Annotated in this window: 10 protein-coding genes; 3 read left to right on the top strand and 7 right to left on the bottom strand. The window is 68.6% G+C overall.

The genetic code is table 11. The features are described 5' to 3' along the window. From ABNT58_RS29120 to argS, 4 genes are all read right to left on the bottom strand, one after another. The coding region (locus ABNT58_RS29120; RefSeq protein WP_348756837.1) for an LptA/OstA family protein at positions 1-254 on the bottom strand (254 nt) is incomplete at its 3' end. An 80-nt stretch (positions 255-334) separates the two neighbouring features. After that, entirely contained in the window at positions 335-991 is a 657-nt protein-coding gene (locus ABNT58_RS29115) for a thiol:disulfide interchange protein DsbA/DsbL (protein WP_348756836.1), read from the bottom strand. An 88-nt stretch (positions 992-1079) separates the two neighbouring features. Then, a complete protein-coding gene (locus tag ABNT58_RS29110; protein WP_348756835.1) occupies positions 1080-1739 on the bottom strand; it encodes an SPOR domain-containing protein in 660 nt (219 codons plus the stop codon). Next, complete coding sequence (gene argS, locus ABNT58_RS29105) at positions 1736-3454, bottom strand: arginine--tRNA ligase (protein ID WP_348756834.1); 1719 nt, start codon at positions 3452-3454, stop codon at positions 1736-1738. Before argS ends, ABNT58_RS29110 begins: the two co-directional genes overlap by 4 nt. A 74-nt stretch (positions 3455-3528) precedes the next feature. Here argS and ABNT58_RS29100 point away from each other — a divergent pair, with 74 nt between their 5' ends. Continuing rightward, positions 3529-4923: a serine/threonine-protein kinase gene (locus ABNT58_RS29100; protein WP_348756833.1), complete on the top strand. Its 1395-nt coding sequence runs from the start codon at positions 3529-3531 to the stop codon at positions 4921-4923. 83 nt (positions 4924-5006) lie between these two features. Next, positions 5007-5315: a PsiF family protein gene (locus tag ABNT58_RS29095; protein WP_250198274.1), complete on the top strand. Its 309-nt coding sequence runs from the start codon at positions 5007-5009 to the stop codon at positions 5313-5315. Between the two features lie 18 nt (positions 5316-5333). Here ABNT58_RS29095 and ABNT58_RS29090 read toward each other — a convergent pair whose 3' ends face one another. Then, positions 5334-6293, bottom strand: a complete 960-nt coding sequence (locus ABNT58_RS29090) for a LysR family transcriptional regulator (protein ID WP_348756832.1) — start codon at positions 6291-6293, stop codon at positions 5334-5336. A 190-nt stretch (positions 6294-6483) separates the two neighbouring features. Between ABNT58_RS29090 and ABNT58_RS29085 the strand changes: the two genes are divergently transcribed. Continuing rightward, entirely contained in the window at positions 6484-8673 is a 2190-nt protein-coding gene (locus tag ABNT58_RS29085; RefSeq protein ID WP_348756831.1) for a malate synthase G, read from the top strand. Positions 8674-8747: 74 nt separating this feature from the next. Here ABNT58_RS29085 and ABNT58_RS29080 read toward each other — a convergent pair whose 3' ends face one another. Together ABNT58_RS29080 and ABNT58_RS29075 are read right to left on the bottom strand one after the other, a co-directional pair. Continuing rightward, positions 8748-9065 (bottom strand): helix-turn-helix transcriptional regulator, encoded by a 318-nt coding sequence (locus ABNT58_RS29080; RefSeq protein ID WP_348756830.1) that lies wholly within the window; start codon positions 9063-9065, stop codon positions 8748-8750. Further along, a complete protein-coding gene (locus ABNT58_RS29075) occupies positions 9058-9384 on the bottom strand; it encodes a type II toxin-antitoxin system RelE/ParE family toxin (protein WP_348756829.1) in 327 nt (108 codons plus the stop codon). The genes ABNT58_RS29080 and ABNT58_RS29075 overlap by 8 nt, the downstream gene beginning before the upstream one ends. Positions 9385-9618 lie beyond the last annotated feature (234 nt).

Below are 9618 nucleotides of genomic sequence, written 5' to 3'. Positions count from 1 at the left end.
CGGATCTCGGCGCGCTCGGCCCGGATGGTGATGGAGCCCTGGGTGATGACCACGTTGCCGTTGAACACCACCACCTGCTTGAGCATGTCCACCGTGCCGGGCTTGTCGGCATCGATGGTGATGGGCTGGTTGCGGTCAGCCCGGGCGGCCTGCGCGGACGGCAGCGCGCCAGCCAGCGCCCCGAAGGCGGCGGCCAGCATCGCTGCGCGGCGCAGCCCGGTGACAAGTGACAGGCGGTGGGTGTGGGTGGTCATAAAGGCATGAAACTTGCATGCCCATTCTAGCCACAGTTTCCGCCGCCACCTGACGGCATTCTTTCAAACGCCGTGGCGGCTCAGCCGGCCTTGCGCGCCATCTGAATCAGCGCATCGGTCACCGCCAGCGCCCGCTCGGGCGAGCCGGCCAGCGAAGGCGCGGTGAACCAGCGGCCGGCCACGCCGATCGAGGGCACGCCGTCGATCTTGTAGGCCTCGGACAGCGCCTTGCCCTGGCGCACCTTGGTGGCCACGCCGAACGACTTGTAGGCCTCGGCGAACTTGGCGCCGTCCACGCCGTTCTGGGTCATGAACTCGACGATGTCGGCTTCCTTGTCCAGGCGCTTGCGCTGCACGTGGATGGCCGCGAACACCTTGCGGTGCATGGCTTCCACCTGGCCCATGGCTTCCAGCGCGTAGAAGATCTTGGCGTGCGTCTCGTGCATGGCCGAGAAGCTCACCGGCACGCGGCGGAAGGCCACCGTGTCGGTCGGCAGCTTCTTCGACCAGGCGTCCAGCGAAGGCTCGAAGGCGTTGCAGTGCGGGCAGCCGTACCAGAAGAACTCGACCACATCCACCTTGCCGCCGCTGGCCACGGGCGCGGGCGAAGACAGCTTCACGTAGTCCTTGCCCTCCACCGGGGCACCGCCCTGCGCGTGGGCGGTGTGGCCGGCCAGGCCCAGGCCCAGGGCCAGGCCGGTGCCCGCGGCGCGGGCGGTGAAGTCACGACGGTTCATGCGGTTCCTCTTGATTCAATGGGGGCGCGCGCAGGCGCCAGCAGGTGGACTGTGCAGGCACGCGCAAAGTTTCGCCGGGCAGGGTGTATCAGCGTTCCACCCGCACCAGCGCCGCCTCGGTGCCCGTGCCTTGCAGGCGTTGTTGCGCCGCCTCGGCGTCGTCCTTCTGGTCGAACGGGCCCAGGCGCACGCGGTAAACGGTACGGCCGGATTGCTCCCGCTCGGTGACACGGGCCGCCAGGCCCTGCATCGCCAGCTTGGCGCGCTGCTGTTCGGCATCTTCCGGCTTGGCAAAGGCACCCGCCTGCACGAAGTAGGTGAACGCATCGCCGCCCGACTTGGTGGACCGCGAGGCCGAAGCGGCGCCGCCGCCCTGGCCCGAGAGGATGGCGGCGGGGTCGCGGGTGGAGCCCGTCTGCGGCGCCGGCGAAGGTGCAGGGGCGGGCGCTGGCTCCGCGGCCGGTGCCGGCGTGGGCGCGGGTACCGCCGGCTGGGCCGGGTAGGCCGGCGCCGGCTGCACCGTGCCCGAGGCGCTGCGCGGCGGCTTGCCGGCCAGCGGCGCGTTCGGGTCCCAGTTCTTGTTCTTCTCGGCTTCGGCCGCGTCCTGGTCGGCCGAGCGCTGCGGCACCTTGTTGACGAAAGGCACCGGCACCTTGGTGACGTACAGCGCCACACCCAGGGCCAGCGCCAGGCCGACCAGCAGGCCGACGATGAGGCCCATCACGAAGCCTCCGCGTTGCGCTTTCATGCGGGTTCCTTCTGGGCTTCTTCGGCCCGGTTCATGGATTCGGGCGCACTCACGCCCAGCAGCGACAGCGCATTGCGCAGCACCTGGCGGGTGGCCGCCAGCAGCGCCAGGCGGGCGCGGGCCAGCTCGGCGTCGTCCACCAGGAAGCGCTCGGCCGCGTAGTAGCTGTGGAAGGCGGCGGCCACGTCACGCAGGTAGAAGGCCACGTCGTGCGGTGCCAGGCTGGCGGCGGCGCGGCTGAGCATGGCCGGGTAATCGGCCAGCTTGAGCATCAGCGACAGCTCGGTGGGCGCCACCAGGCGCGACAGGTCGGCCTGCGCCAGCTCGGCCACGTTGGCCTTGGCCAGCACCGAGCAGATGCGCGCATGCGCGTACTGCACGTAGAACACCGGGTTCTCGTCGTTCTGCTTGAGCGCCAGGTCGATGTCGAAGGTGAATTCGGTGTCGGCCTTGCGGCTGATCAGGAAAAAGCGCACCGCGTCGCGGCTGGTCCAGTCGATCAGGTCGCGCAGCGTCACGTAGCTGCCGGCGCGCTTGCTGATCTTGACCTCGGCACCGTCGCGCACCACGCGCACCATGGTGTTGAGCACGTAGTCGGGGTAGCCCTGCGGAATGCCGACGTTGGCCGCCTGCAGGCCGGCACGCACACGGGCGATGGTGCCGTGGTGGTCGGTGCCCTGGCAGTTGATCACCTTGGTAAAGCCACGCTCCCACTTGGCGATGTGGTACGCGACGTCGGGCAGAAAGTAGGTGTAGCTGCCGTCGGACTTGCGCATCACGCGGTCCTTGTCGTCACCGTAGTCGGTGCTCTTGAGCCACAGCGCGCCGTCCAGCTCGTAGGTCTTGCCGGCGGCCACCAGGCGGTCCACCGTCTGGTTGACGCGGCCCGAGGTGTACAGGCTGCTTTCCAGGTAGTAGCTGTCGAACCGGACGCCGAAGGCCTGCAGGTCCAGGTCCTGCTCATGCCGCAGGTAGGCCACCGCGAACTGGCGGATGCCGTCCAGGTCTTCGGGGTCGCCGGAGGCGGTGAACTCGCGGTCGTCGGCCTTGACCGTCTTGCGGGCCAGGAAGTCGGCCGCGATGTCGGCGATGTAGTCGCCGTTGTAGGCCGACTCGGGCCAGCCCTCTTCGCCGGGCTTCAGGCCGCGGATGCGCGCCTGGGTGGAGGCGGCCAGCGTGGCGATCTGCACGCCCGCGTCGTTGTAATAGAACTCGCGGGTGACGTCGAAGCCCTGCGTCTGGAACAGGTGGCTCAGGCTGTCGCCCAGCGCGCCCTGGCGGGCATGGCCCACGTGCAGCGGGCCGGTGGGGTTGGCCGAGACGAATTCCACCATCAGCTTGCGGCCGTTGGCCGGCTGGCGGCCGAAGCGTTCGGCGCCTTCCAGCACCTCGCGCACCACGGCCTGCTTGGCGGCTTCCTTCAGGCGCAGGTTGATGAAGCCGGGGCCGGCGATTTCCAGCGCCGATACCCACTGCTGCACGGCGGGCTGACGCTGCAGCGCCGCCACCAGCGCCTGCGCCAGCTCGCGCGGGTTCTTCTTCAGGCCACGGGCCAGCTGCATCGCCACGGTGACGGCAAAGTCTCCATGGGCGGCCTGCTTGGGGGATTCGAACTCGAGGGTGTCGAGCGGGGGAACTTGGGGGCCGGGTTCGGGGGCCAGTTCCGCGACTGCTGCGCGCAAGGCGGCGAGCAAGTCCTGCTTGGCTTGGATCATGGCGGCGATTCTAAGGTGGGGGGTGCGGCCGCGCCGGCTCAAGCGCATGGCCCCGAGGCCGAAGAAGCCGGGTGATGCTTGCCGCCGACCGAACCACCTTGCTGCCCGCGGGCACGCTGCCACTGCCGGCGCCCGCGCCGGCCCCGGCAGACCCCCACCTGCCTGCCGCCATCGGCAAGTACCGGGTGAGCCGCCGCCTGGGCGAAGGCGCCACCAGCGAGGTGTTTCTGGCGCGCGACGAATTCCACCAGCGCGACGTGGCGCTCAAGCGCGTGAGCCTGCCTGCGCACGACGGTGGCGCCGAGCCGCGTTACTTCGAAAAATTCTTTGCCGCGGAGGCGGCCCTGGTAGGCCGGCTGCAGCACCCCAACGTGGTGCAGATCTACGACGCGGTGGAAGACCCGGTCGCGCCCTACCTGGTGATGGAGTACGTGCCCGGCCACACGCTGCGGCGCTTTTGCCGCGCCGACCAGCTGCTGTCGCTGGAGCAGATCGTGGAAATCGGCTTCAAGTGCGCGATGGCGCTGGGTTATGTGTATCGGCAGGGCCTGATCCACCGCGACGTGAAGCCGGCCAACCTGCTGGCGGTGGTCGAGGGCGACCAGGTCATCGACGTCAAGGTGACGGACTTCGGCAGCGTGCTCAACCTGCGCTCGGACCGCACGCAGATCTTTCGCGTGGGATCGCTGGCCTACATGTCGCCCGAGCAGCTGGACGGCAGCACGCTGGACTGCCGGGCCGACATCTATTCGCTGGCGGCGGTGCTCTACCACCTGATCGCCGGGCGGCCGCCCTTCGAGGCAGACACGCAGCCGGCGATCATGCATCAGATCTACAACCAGGCGCCCGCCTCGCTGACCACGCTGCGCGATGGCGTGCCGCCCGCGCTGGACCACCTGGTGCTGGGCGCGCTCGCCAAGCAGCGCGATGACCGGCCAGCCGACTGGGACGCATTCGCCCAGGGGCTGTCGGCCCTGGTGGCCAACCGCGAAGTGCCGCGCGGCAAGCTGCAGGGCGTGCTCGATTCCGAGCGCTTCACGCTGCTTCGCAGCCTGGAGTTCTTCGCCGGCTTCGGCGACGTGGAGCTGTGGGAAGTGGTGCATCGCGCCCGCTGGCAGCGCTTCAAGTACGGCCATGCCCTCTACAAGCGCGGGCAGGAAGGCAACACCTTCCACATCGTGGCGCAGGGCGCGGTGGACGTGTACCGCGAAGGCAACCGCGTGGCCCAGCTGGGCGCCGGCACCTCGGTGGGCGAGATGGCTTACCTGGCGCCCAACCCGGAGCTGCGGCGCCACAGCGCCGACGTGCTGGTGACCGCGCCCACCACCACCGTCTCGTTCACGCCCGAGACGCTGGAACAGTTGTCCGTCGGCACCCGGCACCTGTTCGACAAGGCCTTCATCCGCGTGCTGGTGCGCCGGCTGCATGCCGCGCACGAACAGCTGGCCCATCCGCGCCGCATCCTGTAACTTGCGCGGGCCGCCCGGGGCGTCCACCGGGCGGTGGCCTGCGGCGTTGAACGCGGGTCTACCACCCCTTGTGAGGAGAGCCCATGAAATCGCTGTTGTCCGCCGCCGCCCTGTGCCTGACCGCCGCCCTGTGTGCCCAGCCCGCCCTGGCGGCCGATGAAGCCAAGGCGCCCACCGCGCAGCAAAGCAAGATGAAGACGTGCAACGCCGACGCCAAGGACTTGAAGGGCGACGAGCGCAAGGCCTTCATGAAGACCTGCCTGTCGGCCAAGGCCGAGCCTGCCACCCAGCAGGACCGCATGAAGCAGTGCAACGCCGACGCCACGGGCAAGAAGGGCGACGAGCGCAAGGCCTTCATGAAGGAATGCCTGTCGACGAAGAAGTCTGGATAACTGCAGCCCCCAAGCTCGCTACGCTCGCGTCCCCCCGAGGGGGATCTCAGTCCCTTGGGGCGGCCCGGCGGGACTGACTTTCCAATACCGTGGATCGGCGTAGCGCTGCTTGACGAAGTCGATCCACAGCCGCACTCGCAGCGGCAGGTGCTTGGCATGCGGAAACACCGCGTAGATGCCGTTGGGCGGCGCGATGAAGTCGTCCAGCACCGTCTGCAGCTCGCCACGGGCGATCTCGGCTTCCACCTCCCAGGTGCTGCGCCAGGCGATGCCCAGGCCCGCCAGGCACCAGTCGTGCAGCACCTGGCCGTCGCTGCAGTCCAGCCGGCCGCTGGGGCGCAGGTGGTGGGTGCGGCCTTCCATCGCAAACGCCCAGCCGCGTGACTGGCTGGCGTCGGAGCTGAGCGTCAGGCATTCGTGCCGCGCGAGGTCCGACGGCTGCTTCGGAATGCCCGCCCGCTTCAGGTAGGCCGGGGTGGCCACGCACAGGCGGCGGTTGTCGGCCAGGCGCACGCTCACCAGGCTGCTGTCGGGCAGGTCGCCCACGCGGATGGCGCAGTCGAAGCCCTCGTGCACGATGTCCACCACCCGGTCGGCCAGGTTCAGCGACACATGCACGTCCGGGTGCGCCGCCAGAAACTGCGGCACCAGCGGCGCCACGTGACGGCGCCCGAATCCGGCCGGCGCGGTGATGCGCAGCAGTCCGCTGGCCCTTGCGCCCCCGGCGCTGACGCCGGATTCCGCATTCGCCAGGTCCGCCAGCAGGCGCTGGCAGTCTTCAAGAAAGGCGCTGCCCTCGTGTGTGAGCGTGATGCGCCGGGTGGTGCGCACCAGCAGCTTCACACCCAGCCGTGCTTCCAGCGCATCGATGCGCCGGCCCACCACCGCCGGCGCCACGCCTTCGAGCTGGGCGGCGGCGGTCAGGCTGCCCTTGGTGGCCACCGCGACGAAGGATTCGATCTGTTTCAGACGGTCCATCGGCGGAAAATACCCGCAGCCAGCGCATGAATCAAGCCGGTTGTGGCGGCCAATCATCGCTGCCTTGGTTTGAATCGGCTGCCGGATTCATGCGCTGGGCGTAAAGATGCCGCGCAGCGGCCGCACCGAATCGGGGGCCCGGCCTGTCTTAGAGTGCGCAGCATTGCCGCATTTCCGCGAGGACAGCACCGTGACCGAAGCCCGTACCGCCGCCCACCGCCTGCAGGTCTCCACCGACCTCTACCGCTTCATCGAAGACCAGGTGCTGCCCGGCACCGGCATCGACAGCGCCGCCTTCTGGCAGGGTTTCGACGCCATCGTCCACGACCTGGCGCCCAAGAACGCCGCGCTGCTGGCCGAGCGCGACCGCCTGCAGGTGGAGCTGGACAAGTGGCACGCCGCCCACCCCGGCCCCATCGCCGACATGGGCGCCTACCGCAGCTTCCTCGAATCGATCGGTTACCTGCTGCCGCAGCCGGCCGACGTGAAGGCCACCACCGCCAATGTGGACGCCGAACTGGCCGTGCAGGCCGGCCCGCAGCTGGTGGTGCCCATCCTCAACGCCCGCTATGCGCTGAACGCCGCCAACGCCCGCTGGGGCTCGCTGTACGACGCGCTGTATGGCACCGACGCCATCCCCGAAACCGACGGCGCCGACAAGGGCAAGGGCTACAACCCGGTGCGCGGCGCCAAGGTCATCGCCTTCGCGCGCCAGTTCCTGGACGAGGCAGCGCCGCTGGCCAGCGGCTCGCATGCCGACGCCACCGCCTACCGCGTGGAAGGCGGCCAGCTGGTGGTGCAGCTCAAGACCGGCGCCAGCGGCCTGGCCCAGCCCGAACAGTTCGTCGGCTACCAGGGTGAAGCCGGCTCGCCCAGCTCGGTGCTGCTGGTGCACAACGGCCTGCACATCGACATCCAGATCGACCGCAGCACCGCCATCGGCCAGAGCGACGCCGCCGGCGTCAGCGACCTGGTGCTGGAAGCTGCGCTGTCCACCATCCTCGACCTGGAAGACTCCGTGGCCGTGGTCGACGCGGCCGACAAGGTGGTGGCCTACGGCAACTGGCTGGGCATTCAACAGGGCACGCTGACCGAAGAAGTGGCCAAGGGCGGCAAGACCTTCACCCGCCGCCTGAACCCGGACCGTGAGTACACCGGCGCCAAGGGCGGCACCGTGACGCTGCACGGCCGCTCGCTGATGTTCGTGCGCAATGTGGGCCACCTGATGACCAACCCCGCCATCCTGTGGGACGGCGGCAAGGAAATTCCGGAAGGCATCCTGGACGCGGTGGTCACCACCACCATCGCGCTGCACGACCTCAAGCGCCGCGGCGGCACCGGCGTGCGCAACTCGCGCACCGGCTCGGTCTACATCGTCAAGCCCAAGATGCACGGCCCGGCCGAAGTGGCCTTCGCGGCCGAGCTGTTCGACCGCGTCGAGCAGCTGCTGGGCCTGCCGGCCAACACCGTCAAGCTGGGCATCATGGACGAGGAGCGGCGCACCAGCATCAACCTCAAGGCCTGCATCGCCGCGGCCTCGGCGCGGGTGGCCTTCATCAACACCGGCTTCCTGGACCGCACCGGCGACGAGATGCACACCTGCATGCGTGGCGGCGCGGTGCTGCGCAAGGGCGACATGAAGAGCAGCGCCTGGATCCAGGCCTATGAGCGCAACAACGTGCTGGTGGGCCTGGGCTGTGGCCTGCGCGGCCGCGCGCAGATCGGCAAGGGCATGTGGGCCATGCCCGACCTGATGGCCGCGATGCTGGAGCAGAAGATCGCCCATCCCAAGGCTGGTGCCAACACCGCCTGGGTGCCTTCGCCCACCGCCGCCACGCTGCATGCGCTGCACTACCACCGCGTCAACGTGGCCGAGGTGCAGAAGACGCTGGAGCAGACCAGCGACAACGCCGAGCGCGACAACCTGCTGAACGGCCTGCTGCAGGTGCCCATCGCCGCGCAGCGCAACTGGTCGGCCGCCGACATCCAGCAGGAGCTGGACAACAACGCGCAGGGCATCCTGGGCTACGTGGTGCGCTGGATCGACCAGGGCGTGGGCTGCTCCAAGGTGCCCGACATCCACGACGTCGGCCTGATGGAAGACCGCGCCACGCTGCGCATCTCCAGCCAGCACATCGCCAACTGGCTGCTGCACGGCGTGGTGACCGAAGCCCAGGTGCACGAGACCTTCGAGCGCATGGCCAAGGTGGTGGACGAGCAGAACGCCGGCGACCCGCTGTACCGCCCGATGGCCGGCCACTTCGACACCTCGTACGCCTACCGCGCCGCGCTGGACCTGGTGCTCAAGGGCCTGGAACAGCCCAGCGGCTACACCGAGCCGCTGCTGCATGCGTGGCGGTTGAAGGTCAAGGCAGCCTGATCAACTCTGGGCTGAACAAGCGGCGCCTGCGGGCGCCGTCTTTCGTCGTGCCTGGTTGAAGGCTGCTGTGGACGTCATGTGGCCTTGTGGGGCACCAGCTTGACCTGCAGATCGCATCCCACTGCAGCCGCGTACTTCTTCAGCGTTGCCAAGGATGGCGCGTGCCGACCCGCCGATTCCAGACGCGAGATGGCGCTCTTCGTGGTGCCCATGCGCTCCGCGACTGCATCCTGGGTCAGACCTGCCTTGGTCCGCGCCTTCAACATTTGCCCTGCCAGCGCGTACTCCAGTTCAAGTGCCTCATACGCCTCCGCAAAGCCCGGGCGCTGCCTGGCTTTGGCAAGGAACGCAGCCTGATCGTGGCGAACGGGCTTGAATTTCAGGTCAGCCATTTTGTACATCCTTGAGGCGCTTGCGCGCCAGTTTCAGTTCACCGTCGGGCGTCTGTTGAGTCTTTTTGATGAACGCATGCAACACGATCACCCGCTTGCCAACTAGAAAGCAATAGAAGGCTCTGGCGATCCCTGCTCGCCCGCGCGGGCGCAGCTCAAACAGACCATCGCCAAACGCGCGGGAGTGCGGCAAGCGCAGGCTCGGTCCGTGTTGAGCAAGAAGCTCGACCAAACGAGCGTAGTCGGCGAGCACATCGACTGGCCATGATTCGATCTCCTCGAGCACGCGCGCGTGGAAGTAGGAGATCTCAAAGGCCATGCGCGATGTTAGCAAACGCGCTAACCCGGCGGCGGCGGTTTTCGCGTCTGTCGGTTGAGGGCCGACCAGGGCCTCCGGCTCACCGGTCGCATTGGGCACTGGCGCGGTCCCTACAATCCGCGCCACGTTTTTCACGCCGACGCACCGCCATGACAGCCGCCCCTACGTTGCTTCCTTCCTCTTGCGACGTGCTGGTGGTGGGCGCGGGACCTTCGGGCAGTGCCTGCGCGCAGT

The organism is uncultured Aquincola sp. (genome assembly GCF_964001545.1).
Classification (GTDB): Bacteria; Pseudomonadota; Gammaproteobacteria; order Burkholderiales; family Burkholderiaceae_C; genus Aquincola.
Note: the sequence above shows the minus strand (reverse complement) of the source record. Positions and strands in the feature narration are given on the sequence as shown.

Coding starts and splice junctions, on each gene's coding strand:
- ABNT58_RS29115 (WP_348756836.1), bottom strand. CDS start 991: ATGAACCGTCGTGACTTCACCGCCCGCGCCGCGGGCACCGGCCTGGCC.
- ABNT58_RS29110 (WP_348756835.1), bottom strand. CDS start 1,739: ATGAAAGCGCAACGCGGAGGCTTCGTGATGGGCCTCATCGTCGGCCTG.
- argS (WP_348756834.1), bottom strand. CDS start 3,454: ATGATCCAAGCCAAGCAGGACTTGCTCGCCGCCTTGCGCGCAGCAGTC.
- ABNT58_RS29100 (WP_348756833.1), top strand. CDS start 3,529: ATGCTTGCCGCCGACCGAACCACCTTGCTGCCCGCGGGCACGCTGCCA.
- ABNT58_RS29095 (WP_250198274.1), top strand. CDS start 5,007: ATGAAATCGCTGTTGTCCGCCGCCGCCCTGTGCCTGACCGCCGCCCTG.
- ABNT58_RS29090 (WP_348756832.1), bottom strand. CDS start 6,293: ATGGACCGTCTGAAACAGATCGAATCCTTCGTCGCGGTGGCCACCAAG.
- ABNT58_RS29080 (WP_348756830.1), bottom strand. CDS start 9,065: ATGGCTGACCTGAAATTCAAGCCCGTTCGCCACGATCAGGCTGCGTTC.
- ABNT58_RS29075 (WP_348756829.1), bottom strand. CDS start 9,384: ATGGCCTTTGAGATCTCCTACTTCCACGCGCGCGTGCTCGAGGAGATC.